This is a genomic window from Streptomyces sp. NPDC020731 (assembly GCF_044334705.1).
Classification (GTDB): domain Bacteria; phylum Actinomycetota; class Actinomycetes; order Streptomycetales; family Streptomycetaceae; genus Streptomyces.
In genome coordinates, this window is record NZ_JBIRTN010000001.1 from 390,294 (window position 1) to 412,614 (window position 22,321).

General features: G+C 71.7%; 14 protein-coding genes, 1 other RNA gene and 1 pseudogene. 11 read left to right on the forward strand and 5 right to left on the reverse strand.

All coding sequences use genetic code 11. The features are described 5' to 3' along the window. On the reverse strand, window positions 1-1,436 hold a 1,436-nt coding region (locus ACH4VX_RS01790), incomplete at its 3' end, for a hypothetical protein (protein WP_398365066.1). Window positions 1,437-1,609: 173 nt separating this feature from the next. On the opposite strand from ACH4VX_RS01790, the gene ACH4VX_RS01795 reads away from it, so the two are divergent. From ACH4VX_RS01795 to ACH4VX_RS01805, 3 genes are read left to right on the forward strand one after another with little or no spacing between them, the layout of a single operon-like run. Continuing rightward, window positions 1,610-2,473, forward strand: a complete 864-nt coding sequence (locus tag ACH4VX_RS01795) for a Nif3-like dinuclear metal center hexameric protein (RefSeq protein WP_398365068.1) — start codon at window positions 1,610-1,612, stop codon at window positions 2,471-2,473. Then, complete coding sequence (locus tag ACH4VX_RS01800; RefSeq protein ID WP_398365394.1) at window positions 2,470-3,213, forward strand: zinc ribbon domain-containing protein; 744 nt, start codon at window positions 2,470-2,472, stop codon at window positions 3,211-3,213. Before ACH4VX_RS01795 ends, ACH4VX_RS01800 begins: the two co-directional genes overlap by 4 nt. A gap of 12 nt (window positions 3,214-3,225) precedes the next feature. Beyond that, on the forward strand, window positions 3,226-4,737 hold the full coding sequence (locus ACH4VX_RS01805; protein WP_398365070.1) for a bifunctional RNase H/acid phosphatase: 1,512 nt from the start codon (window positions 3,226-3,228) through the stop codon (window positions 4,735-4,737). On the opposite strand, the gene eda is transcribed toward ACH4VX_RS01805, so the two are convergent. The 4 genes from eda to ACH4VX_RS01825 all read right to left on the reverse strand — a co-directional run bounded on the left by eda (window position 4,712) and on the right by ACH4VX_RS01825 (window position 7,728). Then, entirely contained in the window at window positions 4,712-5,359 is a 648-nt protein-coding gene (gene eda / locus ACH4VX_RS01810) for a bifunctional 4-hydroxy-2-oxoglutarate aldolase/2-dehydro-3-deoxy-phosphogluconate aldolase (protein ID WP_398365072.1), read from the reverse strand. The two genes, ACH4VX_RS01805 and eda, sit on opposite strands and share 26 nt — an antisense overlap. Before the next feature lie 64 nt (window positions 5,360-5,423). Next, window positions 5,424-6,206 (reverse strand): peroxide stress protein YaaA, encoded by a 783-nt coding sequence (gene yaaA, locus ACH4VX_RS01815; protein WP_398365074.1) that lies wholly within the window; start codon window positions 6,204-6,206, stop codon window positions 5,424-5,426. A gap of 161 nt (window positions 6,207-6,367) precedes the next feature. Then, the gene (locus ACH4VX_RS01820; protein WP_398365076.1) at window positions 6,368-6,976 is read right to left on the reverse strand and encodes a hypothetical protein; all 609 of its coding nucleotides are present in this window, start codon (window positions 6,974-6,976) and stop codon (window positions 6,368-6,370) included. Next, window positions 6,973-7,728 (reverse strand): MerR family transcriptional regulator, encoded by a 756-nt coding sequence (locus tag ACH4VX_RS01825; protein ID WP_398365078.1) that lies wholly within the window; start codon window positions 7,726-7,728, stop codon window positions 6,973-6,975. Before ACH4VX_RS01825 ends, ACH4VX_RS01820 begins: the two co-directional genes overlap by 4 nt. A 172-nt stretch (window positions 7,729-7,900) precedes the next feature. Between ACH4VX_RS01825 and ACH4VX_RS01830 the strand changes: the two genes are divergently transcribed. The 8 genes and pseudogenes from ACH4VX_RS01830 (at window position 7,901) to ACH4VX_RS01865 (ending at window position 22,308) form a co-directional block, all read left to right on the forward strand. Next, entirely contained in the window at window positions 7,901-8,470 is a 570-nt protein-coding gene (locus tag ACH4VX_RS01830) for a Uma2 family endonuclease (protein WP_398365395.1), read from the forward strand. A gap of 24 nt (window positions 8,471-8,494) precedes the next feature. Continuing rightward, window positions 8,495-9,331, forward strand: a complete 837-nt coding sequence (locus tag ACH4VX_RS01835) for an AraC family transcriptional regulator (protein ID WP_398365080.1) — start codon at window positions 8,495-8,497, stop codon at window positions 9,329-9,331. A gap of 19 nt (window positions 9,332-9,350) precedes the next feature. After that, window positions 9,351-10,130, forward strand: a pseudogene (locus tag ACH4VX_RS01840) (DMT family transporter); the annotation flags it as partial. Between the two features lie 115 nt (window positions 10,131-10,245). After that, window positions 10,246-10,666, forward strand: an RNA gene (rnpB, locus tag ACH4VX_RS01845) — RNase P RNA component class A. Window positions 10,667-11,088: 422 nt separating this feature from the next. Then, window positions 11,089-11,916: a glycoside hydrolase domain-containing protein gene (locus ACH4VX_RS01850; RefSeq protein WP_398365082.1), complete on the forward strand. Its 828-nt coding sequence runs from the start codon at window positions 11,089-11,091 to the stop codon at window positions 11,914-11,916. Between the two features lie 872 nt (window positions 11,917-12,788). Next, complete coding sequence (locus tag ACH4VX_RS01855) at window positions 12,789-19,055, forward strand: RHS repeat-associated core domain-containing protein (RefSeq protein ID WP_398365084.1); 6,267 nt, start codon at window positions 12,789-12,791, stop codon at window positions 19,053-19,055. Between the two features lie 230 nt (window positions 19,056-19,285). After that, window positions 19,286-19,867: a hypothetical protein gene (locus ACH4VX_RS01860; protein WP_398365086.1), complete on the forward strand. Its 582-nt coding sequence runs from the start codon at window positions 19,286-19,288 to the stop codon at window positions 19,865-19,867. Window positions 19,868-20,484: 617 nt separating this feature from the next. Beyond that, the gene (locus tag ACH4VX_RS01865; RefSeq protein ID WP_398365088.1) at window positions 20,485-22,308 is read left to right on the forward strand and encodes an ATP-binding protein; all 1,824 of its coding nucleotides are present in this window, start codon (window positions 20,485-20,487) and stop codon (window positions 22,306-22,308) included. The last annotated feature ends 13 nt before the right edge of the window (window positions 22,309-22,321 follow it).

A 22,321-nucleotide genomic window follows, 5' to 3' on the forward strand; every position in this document is an offset into this window, starting at 1 on the left:
AGTCGGCCTTCGGCCGTGAGTGTGGCGGTGGAGGGGTTGTGGTCTTCGTTCACGGGTCCGGTGGGGGAGGCGAGTCGGTCTTCGGCTGTGAGTGCGATGGTGGAGGGGGTGTGGTCTTCGGTCGTGGGTGCGGTGGTGGCGAGTCGGCCGGTGGTCATGAGCGCGGCGGCGGAAGGGGTGCGGTCTTCGGCCATGGGCCCGGCGGGGAACGCGAGTCGGCCTTCGGTCATGGGTGCGGCGGCGGACGGCATCCGGCCTCCGGCCATGGGCCCCGCGGCGGTGGAGAGCCGGCCGTCAGGTACGAGGCCGGGCGTGGGCCCGGGTTCCGGTCCGGGCCCGGCGGACACCGGACGGCCCGGAGCCTCCGGAAGGCTCACCACCGGACGGACGTCCAACCCCTCCCGCCGCCGCTCCTGCCCGGGCGCCCTCAGCCCGGCGACACCGCACGGCACCGCCCCGGTGGTGTACGGCAGCCGCAGCACCCCGTCCGCGGTCCACAGCCCCGAGCCGGCCAGCCACCCCGCCGGCGCCGGAAAGTGGTGCACCTGCCGCTCCGCCGGCCGCCACATCCCGACCCAGCTGCCGAACGCGCCGTCGACGCGCAGCGCCACCGCGCAGGCCTCCGGCGTCAGCATCTGCCCCGGCTGGATCGCGAACGGCGTGACCGTGCAGTCCGCCAGCCGCAGGCACTCCGGGAAACGCACCGGCAGCGTGCTGCCCAGCACTCCCCAGCCCAGCCGGTCCCGCCCGGGTGACGGCGCGTCCGAGCGGATCAGCAGCAGCCCGCTGTCCGGGTCGGCGAGCAGCACCCGGTCGTCGCTCCCGTCGGCGATCTGCAGCAGCGGGGACATCTCGCCGCCGCGCTCCAGGTCCACCACGACCGCCTTGGTGCGCCCGCCGGTCTCCCGGTCCAGCGCCAGCATCCGCCCCTCGCGGTCCAGCCACACCCCGCCCGAGCAGCGCCCGGGAACCTCCGCGAGCTGCTCGGGCCCGAACGCGCCGCCCGCCACCAGCCACACCACCGTCGACCGCCGGCCCACGGCGAGGGCGTACGCCCGCTCCCCGCCCGGCGCGGGCGGCAGCAGCCGCAGCCGGATGCCCTCGTCCGGGCACTCGACCGTGCCCAGCGGCAGCTCACCGGTGCCGGGGCCGGTCGGGTACAGCAGGGAGAAGGCGTGCCGTCCGCCCGCCAGCCGGTGGATGAGGACCCGCCCGTCGCTCAGGGGCTGCACCTCGGTACCGGGTTCCTCGGGCTGGTTGCCGGGCAGCGGCACCGCGTAGGGCTCGGGACCGTCCAGGGTCCAGCGCTCCGGGAAGAAGGAGTCGCCGGCGAGGGCGAGGCGTGCGGCGTAGGAGCCGTCGGCGGTGATGGTGCAGCCCGCTCGCCCGGCTCCGTCCTTGTGTCCCGCCGCAGGTTCGATGGCACAGACCGTCATCGTTCGGTCACCTCCGGTGACGAAAGTAGGTCGCGCATGCACAGACGGCGAACCGGTGGGCCCGCACTTCACACGTAAGGGTGCTCCAGGAACGATTCGCCTGAGGAAGGGAAGGGGTGTGTGCTCCAGGACGCCGGTACTGCCGTACGAAACAGCCAGGTAGCCTTTCAGGTGTGCCCCGTCTGTCTGAAGTCATCGCCGCGCTGGAGAACCTGTGGCCCGCCGAGCGGGCCGAGTCCTGGGACGCGGTCGGCACGGTCGTGGGCGAGCCCGACCAGGAGGTCACGCGGGTCCTGTTCGCCGTCGACCCGGTCCGGGAGGTCGTCGACGAGGCGGTGAAGCTGGACGCCGACCTGCTGGTCACCCACCACCCGCTCTATCTGCGCGGCACGACCACGGTCGCGGCCTCCACCTTCAAGGGCCGCGTGGTGCACACGCTCATCAAGAACGACATCGCGCTGCACGTCGCCCACACCAACGCCGACACCGCCGACCCGGGAGTCTCGGACGCCCTCGCCGGCGCCCTGGACCTCAGGGTCGTACGACCCCTGGTGCCGGACCCGACCGACCCCGAGGGCCGCCGGGGACTCGGCCGCGTCTGCGAGCTGGACCACCCGCTGACCGTCCGCGACCTCGCCGCCCGCGCCGCCGAACGGCTCCCCGCCACCGCGCAGGGCATCCGTGTCGCCGGCGACCCCGACGCGCCGGTGCGCACGGTCGCCGTCAGCGGCGGCTCCGGCGACAGCCTCTTCGACCACGTCCGGGCCGCCGGCGTGGACGCCTTCCTCACCGCGGACCTGCGCCACCACCCGGCGTCCGAGTTCGTCGCGGACCGCGCCCACGGTCCCCTCGCGCTGCTCGACGCGGCGCACTGGGCCACGGAATGGCCCTGGTGCGAGCTGGCCGCAGCCCAGCTCGACGAGATCTCCGACCGTCACGGATGGGGCCTGCGGGTCCACGTCTCGAAGACGGTCACCGACCCCTGGACCGCCCACGCGGCGTCCACCACCACCGACACATCTGGAGCCCCCAACTGAACGCCGCGCCCGCCGACCAGATCCGACTCCTCGACGTCCAGGACCTCGACGTCCGCCTCCAGCAGCTCGCGCACAAGCGGAAGTCGCTGCCCGAGCACGCCGAGATCGAGTCGCTGAACCGGGACCTCACCCAGCTGCGCGACCTGCTCGTCGCCGCGCAGACCGAGGAGAGCGACTGCGCCCGCGAGCAGACCAAGGCCGAGCAGGACGTCGACCAGGTGCGCCAGCGTGCCACCCGTGACCAGAAGCGCCTCGACTCCGGTGCCGTCTCCTCGCCCAAGGACCTGGAGAACCTCCAGCGCGAGATCACCTCCCTCGCCAAGCGGCAGGGCGACCTCGAGGACGTCGTCCTGGAGGTCATGGAGCGCCGCGAGTCCGCGCAGGAGCGGGTCGCCGAGCTGACCGAGCGGGTCGGCTCCGTACAGGGGAAGATCGACGACGCCACCGCGCGCCGGGACGCGGCCGTCGAGGAGATCGACGGCGAGGCGGCCTCGGTGACGAAGGAGCGCGAGGTCGTCGCGGGTTCCGTGCCCGCCCCGCTGCTGAGCCTGTACGAGAAGCTGCGCGGGCAGCAGGGCGGCGTCGGCGCGGCGAAGCTGTACGCCCGTACCTGCCAGGGCTGCCGCCAGGAGCTCGCGATCACCGAGCTGAGCGAGATCCGGTCCGCGGCGCCCGACACGGTGGTGCGCTGCGAGAACTGCCGGCGCATCCTGGTGCGTACGTCGGAGTCGGGGCTGTAAGGGTTCTTGGCGATGCGGGAGTTCATCGTCGAGGCGGACGGCGGGTCGCGGGGCAACCCGGGGCCCGCGGGCTACGGGGCCGTGGTGGGTGACGCGGCGACGGGGGAGACCCTGGTGGAGGCGGCCGAGTACCTCGGCGTCGCCACGAACAACGTCGCCGAGTACCGGGGCCTGCTGGCCGGCCTGCGCGCCGCCCACGAGCTGGATCCTCAGGCACGGGTCCATGTCCGGATGGACTCCAAGCTCGTCATCGAGCAGATGACGGGCCGCTGGAAGATCAAGCACCCGGCGATGAAACCGCTCGCGGCTCAGGCGGCGCGGGTCTTCCCGCCGGAGCGGGTCACCTACGAGTGGATCCCCCGCGCCCAGAACAAACACGCCGACCGTCTGGCGAACGAGGCGATGGACGCGGGCAAACGGGGTGAGGCGTGGTCGGCGGCGACCTCCCGGGCCGCCCTGGACACCCCGCCGGCCCGTCCCACGGCACCCGACCCCGCGGGCCCGTCCGGCGATGCGACAGCGGGCGCGGCCCGTGTCCGGGCGGCGTCGGCCTCGGCGGCCGGGCGTTCTTCCACCGCCGAGACCGATACCGGGCACGCGCGGGCGGCAGGGGCGGACGCCGACCGTGCGAAGGCCGACGCGGATGTGCGGGCGGCAGGGGCGGACGCCGCGTCCGACGACGTCACCGGTTCTCCCCGCCCGGGCGCCGAGGACCCCACGACCGGTGACTCCACCGCTGCTCCCGGGACCGCCGATGCGCGGGCGGTCGGAACCGGTGTCGCGTCCGGGAACGCCACCGTTGCCGAGGCCGCCGACAGCGGCACCGGAGCCGACCGCACCGACGTCCGTGCCGCGCGGGCCGTCACCACGCCCGGTGCCGGGTGGGCGCCCGCCGATCTGGGACCGCCCGCGACCTTCGTGCTGCTGCGGCACGGTGAGACCCCGCTGACCCCGCAGAAGCGTTTCTCGGGCAGTGGCGGCAGTGACCCCTCCCTCTCCGCCGTCGGCCGGGAACAGGCCGAGAGGGCCGCCGGGTTCCTCGCCCGGCGCGGCACCGTCCAGGCGGTCGTCGCCTCACCCCTCGCCCGTACCCGCGAGACCGCCGGCATCGTCGCCGCCCGTCTCGGTCTCGACGTGAGCGTGGATGACGGGCTGCGCGAGACGGACTTCGGCGCCTGGGAGGGCCTCACCTTCGGCGAGGTCCGGGAACGCCACCCCGACGACCTGAACGCCTGGCTGTCCTCCCCGGACGCCGAACCCACCGGCGGCGGCGAGAGCTTCGCGGCCACCGCCATCCGGGTCGCCGCCACCCGCGACCGGCTGACCGCCGCGTACGCCGGCCGCACGGTCCTGCTCGTCACCCACGTGACACCGATCAAGACCCTCGTACGCCTCGCCCTGGGCGCCCCGCCCGAGGCCCTGTTCCGTATGGAGCTGTCGGCGGCCTCACTCTCCGCCGTGGCGTACTACGCCGACGGCAACGCGAGCGTCCGTCTGTTCAACGACACCTCGCACCTGCGCTGAGCCCCGCCGCCGCACGGGCCAGCGCCTCGACCCGGCCCCAGTCCCGGTCCGCCACCGCGTCCGCCGGGAGCATCCAGCTCCCGCCCACACACCCCACGTTGGGCAGCGCGAGATAGTCCGGAGCGGAATCGGGGCCGATGCCCCCGGTCGGGCAGAAGCGGGCCTGCGGAAGCGGGCCGGCGAGCGACTTCAGGTACGCCGTACCGCCCGCCGCCCGCGCCGGGAAGAACTTCATCTCCCGCACCCCGCGCTCAAGGAGTGCCACCACTTCGGAAGCAGTGGACACCCCCGGCAGGAACGGCACCCCGGACGCCCGCATGGCATCGAGGAGCACGTCCGTCCACCCCGGGCTGACCAGGAACCGCGCCCCGGCCGTCACCGCCGCGTCCACCTGTTCCGGCGTGATCACCGTCCCGGCGCCGACCACGGCCTCCGGGACCTCACCGGCGACCGCCCGGATCGCGTCGAGCGCGGCGGGCGTCCGCAGGGTCACCTCGATCGCGGGCAGGCCCCCGGCCACCAGCGCACGCGCCAGCGGTACGGAGTCGGCGACGTCCTCGATGACGACGACGGGCACGACGGGGGCGAGGTCCAGCACGGAGGAGGGCAGGGGAGAGCGCATGACGTCATCCTGCCCACACCGATGCGCACCGCGCAAAGGTCGTTGCGCATCATGCAATACGCGCTCAGTGCACCTCGTCCACCAGCACATCCAGCGCCCACGCCGACCCCGCCCTGGCCGGCGCCGCCGCCTCCACCTCGTGTCCGAGGTCCCGCAGCGCCTCCACCAGCCCGGCGGGGTCCTCCGGCACGGTCCCGGCCGTCAGCAGGCTCCGTACGATCCGCCCCTTGGTCGCCTTGTTGAAGTGGCTGACCACCTTCCGGGTCGGCGCGTGCAGCACGCGTACGGTCGCCGTCCGCCCGGCGACCTCGCCCTTCGGTTTCCAGGCCGCCGCGTACGCCGCCGACCGCAGGTCCAGCACCAGCCCGTCCCCGGCCGCCTCGGGCAGCACCTGGGCCATCGGCGCACGCCAGTGCCCGCTCAACGCGCCGAGGCCGGGCAGCTTCACGCCCATCGAGAGGCGGTAGGAGGGGATCCTGTCGGTGACCCGGACCGCGCCCCACAATCCGGAGAACACCAGCAGGGACGCCGCCGCCCGCCGCTTCGCCGCCGCGTCCAGGGACGCCAGGTCCAGGGCGTCGTACAGCACCCCGGTGTAGATCTCCCCGGCGGGCCACGCCCCGGCGGTCCACAGCTGCGCGTTCTTCGCGACCTCGCCCCGCAGCCCCTCGCTCAGCCCGAGCACCTCGCGCGCCTTGTCCTCGTCGCCGGCGCACAGGTCCACCAGCTCGGCGAGGGCGGCCTCCCGCGCGGCGGCCAGCCCCGGCAGCGACAGCGACTCGGGCTTCAGCGGGACACCGCGGCCGGAAGCGGCCTTGCCTTCGGACGGCGGCAGCAGGACAAGCACACGTACTCCTTCGATCGAGCTCGACGCCAGCGTACGGCGCGTGCCGGACGGCCCGGTCCGGCGCCGTGGAGGACGGCCGGGCCGAAGCCCCTCCCGGTGAAGCGCCCCGCCGGTTCCGGGGAGAGCGCGCCGTACGGCCGGGTCCGGAAGGACAGCGCGCGTCAGCCGTCCGGTCGGGCGCCGTCACCGGGGAGAGGGGTCGCGGCGAGCGCGCGTACGAGCCCGTCGGAGTCGTCCGCGTGGAAGCGGACCACGCGGACGTCGTGGCGGCGGCCGAGGAAGGTGACGTGGGTGACCGGCTCGGTGAGCTCGATTGTGACGGTCGTCTGCGACCCGACGGCGAGATCGAGCTCGCCGTCGGCCGGCTCGTGCGTCATCCGCAGCTCACGCCGGACCGAGGCGATCCGCTCGACCGGTATCCGCAGATCGACGTGGACGGCCCGGCGGACCCGCAGGACCCCGGCGTCCACCACGTGCGGGCGCACGACGGACGCGGCGTGCAGGGCGACGACGAAGACGACGGTGTACACGTCCAGGAAGAGCACCACCGCGTGCACCGTCGGCCAGTCGCCCAGCAGCACGGACAGCGCCACCGTCTCGACCACGCACACGAACGTGAACCCGTACATCAGGGCCGCCTGCCCGCGCGCGTACCCGAACGCCGTACCGCCGCCGACACCGTGTCTGCGCCGGGCCACCCACAGCCAGAGGCTCATCATCAGCCGCAGCTCGTGCCGGGCCAGCGCCCGGGCCACGCGAACGCCCCTCATGACCGTTCCTCCGTGACGATCCGCAGCATGCGGCGGATCACCTCCGCCTGGGCCGGTGCGAAGTCGGCGTAGAAGGCCCGCAGGAAGCCGTCGTCCGCACCGGCGCCGGTCCCCTCCGGGACCAGCTCGTCCGGTACGGACGCGGCGAGCACCCGGGCCGCCTCCTCCACCCGCGGATCGTCCGGATCGGCGTCGGCGAGCGCGTCGAGCATCTCGTACAGCGCATGCGCCCGCTCGGCCCCGCCCAGCGCGTCCACCACCCCGCCGATCAGCCCGATCAGCCGTTCCCGCTCCTCCGGCGACGCCGTGGTCTCGATGAGCGCGAGTATCTCGCGGTCCTTGACGGCCATGGGGGAGTCGGACAGACGGGCCGTGTCCCGGAACAGCGCGACCAGCTCGGGGGAGACCGGTCCCTCGGCCGTCAGCCCGTCCCCCGTCTCCAGCAGGCCCCGCAGCCGTGCCCGCCGCTCCCGGATCGCGGCCTCCTGCCGCGCCAGGTCCTCGTCCAGCTCCGTCAGCACCTCGACGAGATCCTTCCCCGCGTCGTCCGCGAGCACGTCCCGCACCTCGGCCAGCCCCAGCCCCAGCTCGGTCAGCCGCCTGATCCGCGCCAGCACGACGGCATGCCGCAGGCCGTAGTCCCGGTACCCGTTGCCCAGCCGCTCCGGCTCCGGCAACAGCCCCGACTGGTGGTAATGCCGCACCGCCCGCGTGGTGACCCCGACGGCGGCGGCGAGTTCTCCGATCCGCATGGCCCCAGTAGAAACGTTGCCGCTGCGGCAGGGTCAAGGCAGTGCTGTGTCGCCTGACGGCGGTCCTGATCCTGTGCCACGATCGAGGGAACGGTTCCCGATCTCACGGACAGGTGATCAGCCGATGTCCCAGTCTGGCGGGCGACAGAAGGAGGGGCGTGACATGACTGCCATGGCTTATGAGCCGCTCTCGCAGGCGGACGTCCTGCTGGAGGGCTTTCTCGCCCTGGAGACCCCGGAGGGTTTCCGGGCCGAGCTGATCGAGGGGGAGATCGTTGTGACGCCGCCGCCGGACGGGGATCATGAGGACTACATCAATCTGGTCATGAAGCAGGTGATCAGGCGGTCCCGTACCGACATGGACTTCTCCGGGAACAAAGGCCTCAAGCTGAAGAGCGGCGGAGCCTGCCCGAAGAACCACGCCATCCCGGACGGCACCTTCGCCCCCACGGCTCTGCGCCTCTATCGGGGAGCCGACTCCTGGATGCCCTGCGACGGCGTCGCCATGGTGGTGGAAGTGACATCCAGCAAGCCTCAGGCGGACCGAGAGGCCAAGCGCCGCTGCTACGCCCGCGGAGGCATCCCCCTCTACCTCCTCGTCGACCGCGAAGCCTCCGCGATCACGCTGTTCGGCGACCCGGAGAAGGACGAGTACCGCGAGCGGTGCACCCGCCCCTTCGGCAAACCGGTCACCCTCCCCGCCCCCTTCGGATTCGACCTGGACACCGCCGACTTCCTCTGATCCCCTGTGGGCGGGGGGTGCGCGGTGGCGGACGTACGGGAACAGGCCCGCTGGACCAGGGCGCGGCTCGGGCGGTGCGGCCCGCCGCTCGACCTGCTCACCGCCCGCTTCAGCCGGCACGAGTACGCCCCCCACGCCCACGAGGAGTTCACGGTCGGCGTCACCGTCGGCGGCCTGGAGGCCATCGCCTACCGGGGCGGACGCATCGTGTCGGGACCGGGCTCGATCGTCGTCCTCGAACCCGGCGAGATGCACACCGGCGGCCCCGCCGCCTCCGACGGCTACTCCTACCGCGCCCTCTACGCCGCCCCCGCCCTCCTCACCGACGGCACCCTCGGCGGCAGCGGCCTCCCGCACTTCCGCGAGCCCGTCCTGGACGACCCCGAGCTGGCCACCGCCCTGCGCCGCGCCCACACGGACGTGAGCTCCCGCCCGGACCCCCTGGAGGCGGAGTCCCGCATCCCCTGGCTGCTCACCGCCCTCGCCCGCCGCCACTCCACGGCCCGCGCGGACGACACGGCGGTCCCCGGCGCCGGCACCGTCGCCCTCGCCGTCCGCGACCGCCTCGCCGACGAACTCCTCGCCCCGCCCTCCCTCGCCGCCCTTGCCGCCGATTTCGGCCTCTCCCGCTACCAGCTCCTCCGCGCCTTCCGTACGGAGATGGGGATGCCCCCGTACGCCTGGCTCGCCCAGTACCGGGTGACCAGGGCCCGCGCCCTCCTGGACGCCGGAGCGCGCCCCGCCGAGGTGGCCGGCCTCGTCGGCTTCGCCGACCAGGCGCACCTGACCCGCTGGTTCCGCCGCGTCCTGGGGGTGACCCCGGCGGCGTACCGCAACAGCGTTCAAGACGGCGCCCGTTGACCCGGCCGACAATCACCGCATGACTGCACGCGGCTGGGCTCTGTTCTCCCTGATGGGAGTGGTCTGGGGCATTCCCTATCTGATGATCAAAGTGGCGGTGGACGAGATGTCCCCGTCGGCGGTGGTGTTCACGCGCTGCGCGATCGGTGCCGTCCTCCTGCTCCCCTTCGCCCTGCGCCAACCCGGCCTGGCCCGGAACGTACGGACCCATTGGAAGCCGATGCTGGCCTTCGCGGTCATCGAGATCGTCGGCCCCTGGTACACCCTGACCGACGCCGAACGCCACCTGTCCAGCTCCACGGCGGGCCTGCTGATAGCGGGCGTACCGATCGTCGGTGTCCTGCTGGCCCGCTTCTTCGGCGCGGCGGAGTCGCTGGGCGTCCGCCGGATCACGGGCCTGGCGCTCGGTCTCGGCGGCGTCGGCGTCCTCACCGTCCCCCACCTGACCGGTGGCGACGCCCTCTCCCTGGCGGAGGTCCTGGTGACGGTCGTCGGCTATGCCACGGCCCCCCTGATCGCCGACCGCCACCTCAAGGACGTCCCGACGCTGCACCTCATCACGCCCTGCCTGGCCCTGGCCGCCCTGGTCTACGCCCCCGCGGCCGTCGCGACCCGCCCGCCGGCCCTGCCCTCGGCCGAGAGCATCGCCGCCCTGTCCGCCCTCGGCGTCGTCTGCACGGCGATCGCCTTCGTCGCCTTCCTGGAGCTGATCAAGGAGGCCGGCCCCCTCCGCGCGTCCGTGATCACGTACGTCAATCCGGCGATCGCGGTGGCCGCCGGCGCGCTCTTCCTGGACGAGCCCCTGACCGCTCCCGTCCTGGCCGCCTTCGCCCTGATCCTCACCGGCTCGGTCCTGGCGACGGCCGCCGCGCCGAAGCCCCGCCCGCGCCCGGTACCATGGTCGGCACGGCAGACGAGCCGGGCGGGCGGCCGCGTGGAGTCCCTTACGGGGCTTCCCGAGGAACGTCCGGGCTCCACAGGGCAGGGTGATGGCTAACGGCCACCCGGGGTGACCCGCGGGACAGTGCCACAGAAAGCAGACCGCCGGGACTGCGCTCTTCTCGAAGAGGGCGGTTCCCGGTAAGGGTGAAACGGTGGTGTAAGAGACCACCAGTGCCCAGGGCGACCTGGGCAGCTAGGTAAACCCCACCCGGAGCAAGGTCAAGAGGAGCGCCGTGAAAAGCGCTCTGCGCGGACGTTCGAGGGCTGCCCGCCCGAGTCCGCGGGTAGACCGCACGAGGCCGGCGGCAACGCCGGCCCTAGATGGATGGCCGTCGCCCGGGGCTCCGCGAGGAACCCCGGGAACAGAACCCGGCGTACAGCCCGACTCGTCTGCCGCCACCTGCGGTTTTACCTGGGAAAGGGCCTCTGATCCGGAACGGAGGCCGCGCGTGGTCCTCTGGGCCGGGCGTTTGCGACAGCCGCCGGAGCGCGTGCCGAAGCCGCAGGATTCGGGGTGGCGGTTGAGACGGTGGGATCACGCGGCCTGGGCGTCGGCCGCCGTGTCGGTCCGCGCGGCCCGTTCGAGCGGGCGGTGGCAAGCCGGGGTGCGTCGCGCGAAGTTCGGTCTGTACGGTCACCGGTGTCGGTTGCAGATCTTGGATAGAGTGCTGAGCGCTCCGAACGCCGGAGCCGTACTGCGCCGCTGCAGGCGGAGCCGAGCCTTGTGACCACGCCCGACGGTGTGCCGCCGCATGCACCGGTCCCCCGCAAGCGCACCAGTTGCGGCCGTGGCCGCGATCCGAACGGGGTGGGGAATGTCCAGACACCGGTTGTCCAGAAGAGGCCGCTACATCGCGTGGTCGACGGCAGGCGTCGTTGTCGTCGCCGGTGCCGGGATCGCGGCGCAGACTTCGACGGCGGCATCAGCCTGGCCGGCGGAGAAGACGTACACGGGGCGGGCGTTCGACACCTGCACAGCGCCTTCCCTCGCGGCGATGAGGGCGTGGAAGACCGGCTTCTACGGTGCCGCCGCGGTCTACATCGGTGGCAAGAACCGCGGTTGCGCACAGCCCAACCTCACCGCGTCCTGGGTGAAGTCGGTCAACTCCTCCGGCTGGAAGCTCATCCCGCTGTATGTCGGTGCCCAGCCGCCCTGTCAGACGAGCAAGAACCCGGAGAAGTTCACGGCCGCCACGGCTGCCTCTCTGGGGGCGAGCAACGCCAAGGACGCCGTCGCCAAGGCCTCGGCGCTCGGTATGAAGGCCGGCAGCGCCATCTACCTCGACATGGAGCCGTACGACGTCGCGGACAAGGCGTGTAATGACGCGGTCCTGACCTACGTGCGCTCCTTCAGCAGGACCCTGCGCGCGAAGACCTACCGCGCCGGCTACTACGGCTTCAGCAGTTCCAGCGCCAAGGCCGTCGCAACAGCCACCGACAGGACCGACCTGCCGGGCAATCTCTGGTACGCGCTGTGGGACAAGAAGAACACCACCACCGCGGACTGGCCCTGGGACCCCAAGCTCTTCACCAATCACAGCCGCGGTCACCAGTACATGGTCAACAGCAAGGAGACACGCGGCGGTTACACCATCACCGTCGACCGCAATGCCTGGGACGCTCCCGTCGCCATCATCGGATAGGACGCGCTGCTCCTCCGACCGGCCCAGCGCCGTGGAGAGGCCGTCCTCATACGGCCGCCCTGCGGCAGGCTCGGGGCCGGAGCCGAGCTCGCGCCGCATCGTGCGTCTCTGCCGTTTCCTTGCCTCAGTGATCGTCGGTGTGACGCACTGGTTCTGTTGACGGAACTCACCGGCGAGCGTCGTGTCCATCGGCCGCACCGCGAGGCGGGACAGGCCGATGGACAGCATCGGCGGCGGAGGCCTTTTCCGGGCTTTCGGGAGCTCGCCGCGGCAGACGGCGGAAAGGCGCTGGACGATGGCATGGGGCGAGGAGCGGGCCATGCCCGGGACACGGCACAGCAGGCCACCGGGCAGACGGCCTTCTCCGCAGCGCTGAACCGGTAGGCCTCACTCACCGGTTGCTTGCGACGCGCAAGGAACCCCCGCCCGTGTGGGGACCACGCTCGCCCGGCTCGGGTGCACGCCCTCCCGCTCGATGCGTATACCGGATGATCGGCCTCGGCCGGTGTGAGAGCTCCGTGGACGGCTGCATCGCCCAGGTACCCTCCGGCGGCGAGATGACCGGGCGTTCTCCGGCCGACCGGGTGGAGCCGGGGTCCACGGCCGAGAGATCCGGGGGTGTCCGGGCCCGTTTGACCCGTCCGGTTCGCGGGCTTCGGGCGCGGCTCAGTGATCCGGATCGCGATTCCGGGCGGTCCGCCGAATGTTCTGTGGTGGAAGTCACCTGAATTAATGAATGTTTGGACTTGAAGTTGACCAATTTCTGCAACTTTAAAGCGATCTGACACCCAGTAAGTTTCGCATCAGTTGCAGTCACGATCACGTGGCGTCGATTCACGTATTCAGAGACCGAGGATTTAATGGGAAATCACATGTTCGGGCCACGAAGACCCGGACGTTGCGTCGCCGGCTGTGTGTCCCTGGCACTGTCCGTCACCCTCCTCAACGGGGCCGGCTCCGCATTCGCGGCCGAGACCAGGGCCCCCGAGTCCGCGCCGAAGGAGTACGCGACCCAGGCGGCGGACATCCCGTCGGCACGGGTCGCCGCGAGGCTTTCGGGCAAGCGGGTCGAGGCGCTGTCCGAGCGGACCGAGACCTCGACCACCTGGGTCAACAAGGACGGTTCGCTCACCAGCGAGATCACCGCCGGTCCGGTCCGATTCAAGGACGAGCAGAGTGGCGAATGGCGCCCCGTCGACCTGGATCTGATCACCGACGACTCGGGCGCGGTCGTGCCCAAGGCCCACCCACGCGGTCTGCGGATCTCCGGCAAGTCCGGCACCCGCGCGACCTCGCTCAGGGCGAGCCAGGGCGCCAAGGCTGTCGACCTGGTCACCCTCGGCGACGGCGACAACGGGATCACCCTGCAGTGGAAGGGCGGCCTGCCCAAGCCCAAACTTGACGGCACCCGGGCCGAATACACAGAGGCGGTGCCGGGAGCCGACGTCGTCGTCGAGGCGACCCGTATCGGCTTCGAGCAGTTCGTGGAGATCAAGAAGAAGCCGGCCGAGAGCGGCTTCTCCTACACACTTCCGCTCAAGGCCAAGGGCCTGAAGGCCGAACTGCAGCGCGACGGCAGCGTGCTGTTCACCGGCAAGAAGAACAAGAAGACCGCAGTGATGCCAGCCCCGGTGATGTGGGACTCCACCGTGGACCGCGTCTCCGGCGAGCACATCCGCCAGGTCGAGGTCGGTATGAAGGTGGTCCGCAAGGGCGGCTCGATCGACCTGGTCATCACCCCGGACGCGAAGTTCCTGGCCGACCCGGACACCAAGTACCCCGTGACGGTGGACCCGTCGACGTCCGCGCTGTCCAACGTGTTCGACACGTACGTACAGCAGGGCGAGACGGTGGACTGGTCCTCCGACGTCGAGCTGGACCTCGGCAACCCCGGCACCAAGAACGCGGACGGAACCTTCCGCACCGCGCGTTCCTTCGTCTCGTGGAACACCACGCCGATCTCGGACGCCCTGATCAACAGCGCGACCCTGTCATTGTGGAACTTCCATTCCGGCAACACCGACTGCAGCGCCTACCCGTGGGAGGTGTGGTCCGCCGGAGCCGCATCGACCTCCTCGCGCTGGACCTCGCAGCCGGCCTGGACGGCGAAGAAGACCACCTCCACCGAGACCAAGGGCAATCCGGCCTGCACCTCGGCCCCCGACGGCTGGGTGAACGCGAATGTCGCCACCCTGGTACAGGAGTGGGCCTCCGCCAAGACCACCCGCGGTCATATGGGCCTGCGCGCCACCGACGAGGCGGTCAGCGCGCCGTGGAAGCGGTTCAACTCCGGCAACGCCGCGTCGAACCCGCCAAAGCTCACGGTCAACTACAACTACCGTCCGCGTACCGGCACCGACCAGCAGGCCGGCCCGCCGTTCTTCAAGGACACCGGCGGCACCTGGTTCGTCAACACCACGACGCCGACCCTGCAGGACACCTTCGTCGACCCCAACAACGACAAGGTCGACGGAACCTTCCAGATCTTCGACAGCGCCACCAACACGCAGGTCGGGGACGTGCTGGTCTCGCCCTTCGTGGCCTCGGGGCAGCCGACCTCGGTGAAGGTGCCCTCAGGTCTGCTGAGCAACGGCAAGACCTACAAGTTCCGCACGTCGCCGTACGACGGACAGCACTACAACACCGGCTGGTCCGCCTACGCGTCCTTCACGGTCGACACCAGCGCCCCCTCCGCGCCGGGTTCGGTGACCTCCACCGACTACCCGACGAACGCCTGGGTCAAGGGCGTCGGCCAGAACGGCGACTTCACCGTCACCCCGCCGTCCGGTGACCAGAACGGCATCGAGTGGTCGCTGGACGGTGCGGTCTGGGAGAAGGTCCCGACCAGCGGTACCACCCCCGTGAAGATCACCATCGCGCCCGAGAAGGCCGGGACCAACGTCCTTCAGGTCCGGGCCACGGACAAGGCGGAAAACAAGTCCGACCCGGTCTCGTACACCTTCCATGTCGGCCCCGGCGGCGTGACGCTGCCCGACGACGGAACCCGCACCGCGGCCCGTGTGCCGCTGGCCGCGGAGGCCGAGTCCCCGAAGTTCGACGCCGTGACCTTCCAGTGGCGGCGCGGTGACGCCGACGACTGGACGGACATCCCGGTCGGCGACGTGACGTCCGGCGGCGACCCGGTGGCCTCCTGGCCGCTGGCGCTCTCCTCCGGCAAGACCCCGCAGCTCACCTGGAACGCCACCAGGACCGTCGACCCCGACGGCGTCGTTCAGCTCCGTGCGGAACTCACCGGTTCCGGAGGGGCGACCGGCGCGTCCGACCCGGTCGGCGTCGTGGTGGACCGCAACGCCGACGGCTCGGCCGGCGAGAGCATCGGTCCCGGTGAGGTCAACCTGATCACCGGCGACTACACGCTCTCCGGCGGTGACGCATCGTTCTTCGGCATGAGCCTGACCCGCAGCGCCTCCTCTCGTTCCCCCGAGGCCGGGGCCGCCAACGCACAAGCCCCGATCTTCGGCAAGGAGTGGCTGTACAGCGCCGCGGCCGACCAGGTCACGACCCCGTTCGCCTACCTGCACAAGACCTCGGCGACCTCGCTGAGTGTCGGCCTCGCCGGTGACGACACGCAGATCCACTTCACCGCCAACGCGGCCGGCACCGGCTGGATCGCCGAGCCGGGGTCCGAGGAGTACATCCTCGACGGAGACTTCGACAGCGACTTCACGCTGAAGAGCACCGAGGGCGGTACCAGCAGGTTCGTCCCTGTCGAGGCGGGCGGCGACACCTGGCGGGCGAGCACGTCCTGGATCGAGGGCGTGGACAACTCCACCACCACCACGGTCTCGGAGACGTTCACGGTCGGTGAGACCAGGACCGCCCGGCCCAAGAAGATCGTCGCCGCCACCTCGGCCGCGACCAACTCGGCCTGCGCCTCCGACTCGACAGTCAAGGGCTGCCGCGTTCTGGAGTTCGTCTACGCGACCTCCACCACCGCCACGCCCGCGGACTTCGGCGACGTGAAGGACCAGGTGTCGTCGGTCAAGCTGTGGGCGACCGCCCCCGGCGCCTCGGCGTCCACCGCGACCACGGTCGCGCGCTACGTCTACGACGCCGACGGCCGACTTCGCGAGACCTGGGACCCCCGGATCTCCCCGGCGCTGAAGACCGCGTACGGCTACGACTCGGCCGGGCGGGTGACCTCGCTCAAGCCCGCAGGTCAGCTTCCGTGGTCGTTCACCTACGGCCAGGTGGACTCCAGTCCGGCGTCCGGCTCCGGAATGCTGCTCAAGGTCTCCCGGGCCACGCTCGCTCCGGGCAGCGCGGACCAGACCAACGGCACCGCCGCCACCAGTGTGGTCTACGGAGTGCCGCTGACCGGCTCCGCGGCCCCGGAGAACCTGGGCGCCGCCGCCACCGCGTCGTGGGGTCAGTCGGACACGCCGACCGACGCCACGGCGGTCTTCCCCGCCGACCAGATGCCGGCATCGCACGACGGGTCCTCCCTGTCCGCGGGCGACTACGGGCGGGCCGACATCCACTATCTGAACGCCAGTGGCCGCGCGGTCAATGAGGCCGAACCGGGCCACCGCCTGTCGGCCACCGAGTACGACCGTTTCGGCAACGTGGTGCGCAGCCTGTCCGCGGCCAACCGCGAACTCGCACTCGGCACCACGGACGCGCTCAAGGACAAACTGACGGACCTGGGCATCAGGTCCCTGGCGTCCGCCGAGCGTGCCCAACTGCTGTCCTCGGCATCGGTGTACGACGCGGACGGTGTGCGGGAGACCGACACCTACGAGCCGCTGCACCGTGTCACCCTGTCGGCGAAGCTGACCAGCGGCTCCACCACGCTGGCGGCCGCCGGTACCCAGCTGATGGCACGTGCCCACACGGTCCGGGAGTTCGACTCGGGGCGTCCCAGCGACGGCACCGCCGTCGTCCGTGACCAGGTCACCAAGGTCACGGTGGGCGCGCAGCCGCGCTCCTGGCCCATGCTGACGGCGGACCCGCGGGTCACCGCGACCGCCTACGACTGGGTCAAGGGCCAGCCGAAGGCCACCACCGTCGACCCGGGCGGTCTGGCGATCACCACCACCACCGGATACGACGCCCAGGGCCGGGTGAACAGCAAGTCGCAGCCCGCGTCATCCGGTTCCGACGCCGGCACGACGATCACCACCTACTACACCGCGGACGGCACCGGCACCTGTGGTGGCAGGCCGGAGTGGGCGGACCAGGTCTGCCGTATCGCCCCGGCCGCAGACGTCACCGGCGGTGGATCCAACCCCGCGCAGCTACCGACGAAGGTCCTTGAGTACGGGCTGTTCGGCCAGGCCACCAAGATCATTGAGACCGCCACCGGGGTCACCCGCACCACCACGACCGGTTACGACCCGGCCGGCCGGGCAACGACCGTGAGCGTCTCCGGAGGAGTCGGCACCGCCGTGCCCTCCGGCACCACGGCATTCGACGACGCCACCGGCCTCCCGGTCAGCCACACCTCGCCGACCGGCGGCACCGTCACCAAGAGCTATGACCGGCTCGGGCGTCAGATGACGTACACCGACGCGGACGGGGGCATTACCACCACCAGGTACGACGCGCTCGACCGGCCGACGACCGTCACTGACAACGTGCCGTCGACCACCACCTACACCTACGACACAGCCGTCGACCCGCGCGGTCTGCTCACCTCGGTGACGGACTCCGTGGCCGGCACGTTCACCGCCCGGTACGACGAGGACGGCGAACTCGTCACCCAGGGGCTGCCCGGCGGTTACACCACGAAGGACACCGTCGACCCCGCGGGCACGACCACGAGCCGCACGGTCACCCGCGTCAGCGACGGCTCCGTGGTGATCGCCGACAGCATCACCGAGACGGTGCACGGCCAGCAGGCCACCCACGCCGGAACCCCGGGTGTCACCGCCTCCCAGGCGTACGCCTACGACACGGCCGGCCGGCTGACCCAGGTACAGGACACCGCCACCGACGCGATCTGCACCACCCGCGCATACACCTTCGACAAGAACTCCAACCGCAAGACGTTGGCCACGGCCACCGCGGCGGTGAACGCCGACTGCACCACCTCAGGCGCCACCACCACGTCGTACACCTACGACACCGGTGACCGGCAGATCGCCACCGGCTACGTCTACGACGCGTTCGGTCGCACTACCGCCAAGCCGGGCACCACGCTGGAGTACCACGTCAACGACCTGGTGCGGCGACAGACGGCGGGCACCAAACGGCAGACGTGGACGCTGGACTCCGTCCTGCGCTTCCGGTCCTGGACCACGGAGTCCAACAGCTCCGGAACCTGGACCCAGACCGGATCCCGGCTCAACCACTACGACTCCGACGGGGACAGCCCCCGCTGGATCGTGGAGAGCACGAGCAGTGGCGCGGTGACCCGCAATGTGCTCGGCCCGAACAGCAGGCTGGCGGCGACCACCACCAAGACCGGCGGTACCGTGCTTCAACTGGCCAACCTGCACGGTGACATCGCCCTGCAGCTGCCGATCGACACCGCGGTCGCCCCGACGGTCCTGGACACCGACGAGTTCGGCAACGCCCGGGCCGGCCAGCAGGCCACCCGGTACAACTGGCTCGGCGCGCACCAGCGCTCGTCGGAGACGGTCACCGGGCTGTCGCTCATGGGCGCCCGCCTGTACGACCCGACCACCGGCCGTTTCCTGTCCGCCGACCCCGTCCAGGGCGGCAGCGCCAACGCATACGATTACGCCAATGCCGATCCGGTCAACCAATTCGACCTGGACGGGCGTTCTTCGAAGAAGAAGCGTGTGGAGGCCAGGGCATGCTGGAGCCTGGGATACAGCGGGTGCGTCTTCGCGTCATACCTGTCGGGCATCCTGTTGTGGAACATCGGCACCAGCAAGTCACGCAACAACGCCGTCCGTCACTTCATCTGGCAGGCAGCACTGACCTTCTACTTCGGCGCGGCTGCCGCCAAGCGGCTCGGCGACGCCCATGAGTACGGAGACCGCAGTCGCGACTCCCGCAAGGACCAGTACAACAACCGGCAGGCGCGCGCCTTCGTCGGCAGCAGCTGGAACCGCAGGCAGATGGTCTACTACAACAACCGTGGCCGCCTGTTGCAGTACTTGTACAGCGTCGGGAACTGGCTCTACAACCGGGGATACCTGGCGAGGTGATGCCACAGTGGCCATGCGACCCTTGCGGTCCCTGACCCACTGACCTGGCCAACGGGTGCCGGAGCACGCCCCTTCGGGAGCGTGCTCCGGCACCCGCGCACTACCTCCGGCGTCCACCGCCCCCCCCAGCGCCGTCCGGCCCGAGATCGTCTCGATCTCCCTCGGGACCGGCTGCCCCACCCCCGCACCAGCCCTTCGAGCCCGCGCCCATGCCCTTCCGGGAGAGCCTCATGCCGCTGCCGCCGCGTTCGCCGATGCGCCCAGCCCGTTCGACCGTACTGCCCACCGCACTGCTGCTGGCCACCGCCCTCATGGCCGTCGGCCTGACCGGCTGTTCCTCTCTGTCCCCGTTCAACACCTGCGAGGGGACCAAGGCACGGGTGAAGGAACTGGGCGCGCAGCCCATACTGACTTCCGTCCCTCCCGGCGCGACCATCCCGAAGGACTTCGCCTCGGTGGAGGCGGAATGCCTCGACGACAGCGGTGACGCCTGGTTGTACGCCGAGCGCACCTACGCCTTCCCCGGCTCCCGGCAGGAGGTCGTCGACTTCTACCGCACCACCGCCAAGGCGGGTGGCTGGCACCTGCAGTCCGACCCCACGGACCCGGACGTCGCCGACACGGAAGCCGGACTGTGCTTCACCAAGGGCGGGGACGGCGATGCCCTGACGCTGACCGTGCAGTTCACGACCGCCCGCCAACTCAAGATCGAGTACGACTACGACGCCGGGCCGGAGTTCGACTCGGGCTCCGGATTCCACATCGAGGTCGGCTCCGAGACGGACGGGGCGAAGACCGGTTGCTGGAACTGAGGTTCTCCGGGAACCGGGATGCAGGAGCGGGTCGCGTTCCTGCGGGCCGGTCGGGCGCGGCTGAGCGGCGACACGAGCACGAGGGGCACCAAAGGGCGGTCGGATCTCGCCTGAAGAGTGCGAGGTGCCCATACAGGGCGTACGAGCCCGACCCGTCTGCCGCTCCTCGCGGGCCGCTGTCACGGAACCTCCACGATCAGCGGCATTCCCACACCCCGGCAACCCGGCCGTCACGAGGGCCGGAGCGTGAACCGGGTTCGGGGTGCGCATAGTTGGCTGAAATTCGACAGCTCGTGCGGATGAGGGAGTCGGTGCGCCCCAGGCGGCCGGGGTGGTGTGGCGGCGCGTCAGAGCGGTTCCTGCCCGCGTCTCCGGCCCGGTCCGCCCGGCGTCGTCCCGGATACCACAGCGGGACGCGCGAGCGATGGGTTCACGACGAACTCGGATTGCTGACGGACCGTGCAACAAGCGGAGCCTTCTCGCACGTCAGGGTGATTAGCATGAGCCGTACGCGGCCGGAAGATCACCCTCCTGTTGGCTGACCTCTTTCCCGGCCCGCGGCTGCCGTCGTGCCGCCGCCCCGATTCCCCTGCTCTCACGGACCGAGGGACCGCCCCATGCCAGTGCCTGCTTCGCCCAGCCAGCACCGACCGGTGGGGGCGCCGCGCACCTCGTTCGCCGCACGGACGGCCGTGCTGGTGACGAGCGCCGCCGCCGGCGGCGCGGCGGTCGCCCTGGCGCCGCCCGACGCCTCCACGTGGGCCCTGGCCGTGGTGGCGGCCGGCTGGGTGTGCGTGGCCGTCACCGTCCTCGTCGACCACCGGCTCGTCCACCGGGCCCGCCGCGCGGCCGCCGAGCGGGAGTCGGAGAACAGCCGTCTCAAGGCGGAAGCGGCACGGTTGTCGGCCGAGATCTCGCACCTGGCCGGTGTGACGCTGCCCGCCGTGGCCGGGCGGCTGCGGGAGGGCACGGGCGCGGCCGACGTGCTGGGCAGCGTGCCCCCGCCGTCCGACCCGCAACTGCAGCGGCTCGCGCACACCTTCGCCGCCACCGTCGAGGAGGACGTGCGGCGGGCGGCCGCCCTGGACGGCGAATACCGCACGCTGCGGAACGAACTGGAGCAGGCGGCGGCCGAGCACGAGCGCCTCGTGAAGGAGACGCTGCCCGCCGCGGTCGCCCGGCTGCGCGAGGGCCGGTCCGCCGACACCGTGCTCGCCGGGGCCGACCTGCCCCGGCTGCCCGCGTTGCGTGCCCCGGCCGAATCGTTCATCCGCGAGCTCGCCCACAGCGAGCGGCGCGCCGCCGCGGCACAGGCCGCCTCCGCCAAGGCGCTCAGCCGCGTCCAGGCCAAGGCCGTACGGATGCTCGCCGACCTGCGGGAGATGCAGGAGCGGCACGGCGAGGAGGTCTTCGGCGACCTGCTGAAGCTGGACCACAGCACCTCCCAGCTCGGCCTGATGACCGACCGGCTGGCGCTGCTCATGGGCGGCAGGTCCAGCCGCGCCTGGAACAAGCCGATCGTGATGGAGAGCATCCTGCGCGGTGCCGTCGGCCGCATCGCCGCCTACCAGCGGGTGCGCCTGCACTGCTCCACCCGCGCCGCGGTCTCCGGCTTCGCCGCCGAGGGTGTGATGCACCTGCTCGCCGAGCTGATGGACAACGCCGCGAACTTCTCCCCGCCCATCGACGAGGTGCACGTCTACGTCGAGGACCGCAGCGCCGGCATCGTCGTCACCATCGAGGACAGCGGCCTGAAGATGGCCGACGCGGCGATGCGCCGCGCCGAGGAGGCCGTGACCGGCCGCGTCACCGACCTCGCCTCGCTGCAGGGCACCCGGCTCGGCCTGGCCGTGGTGGGCCGGCTCGCGGCGAAGTACGGCATCAGCGTCAACTACCGCCCCTCCTCCCGCGGTGGCACCGGCGTCGTCGTCCTGCTGCCCCTGGACCTGCTGGCCCAGCAGCGCGACGCGGTCCCGCACGAGACGGCTCCCCGACCCGACGCGATGCCCGCCGCGCTCACGCCCGCCCCGTCGCCCGACGCCACCGTCCGCCCCGCGGCACTGCCCCCGGCCACCGGGCACACCGCACGGCCCGAACTGCCCGACGCCACCGTCCGCCCCGCGGCCGCGGCACTGCCCCCGGTCACCGGACACACCGCCGCACGGCCCGAACTGCCCGACCAGGGACGGCACCGGCGGCCCGACGGCACCACGCCGAACGGTCTGCCGGTCCGGCCCCCCGGCCGCACCATGGCCGAGGCGGAGCGCGAACGCGAGCAACGCCAGTCGGCGTCCGAGCAGGCCGGCGACACGGCGTCGATGCGGCGCCCGGCCCGCGACGCGGGCTCGCGGTTCGGCGCCTTCCACCGCGCCCGGCAGTCCGGGAACGGCACCGCCGGCCCGGACGCCCGGCCCGGCTCAAAGCCGCCTGCCGCTCCGTAGTCCCACCCCTTCC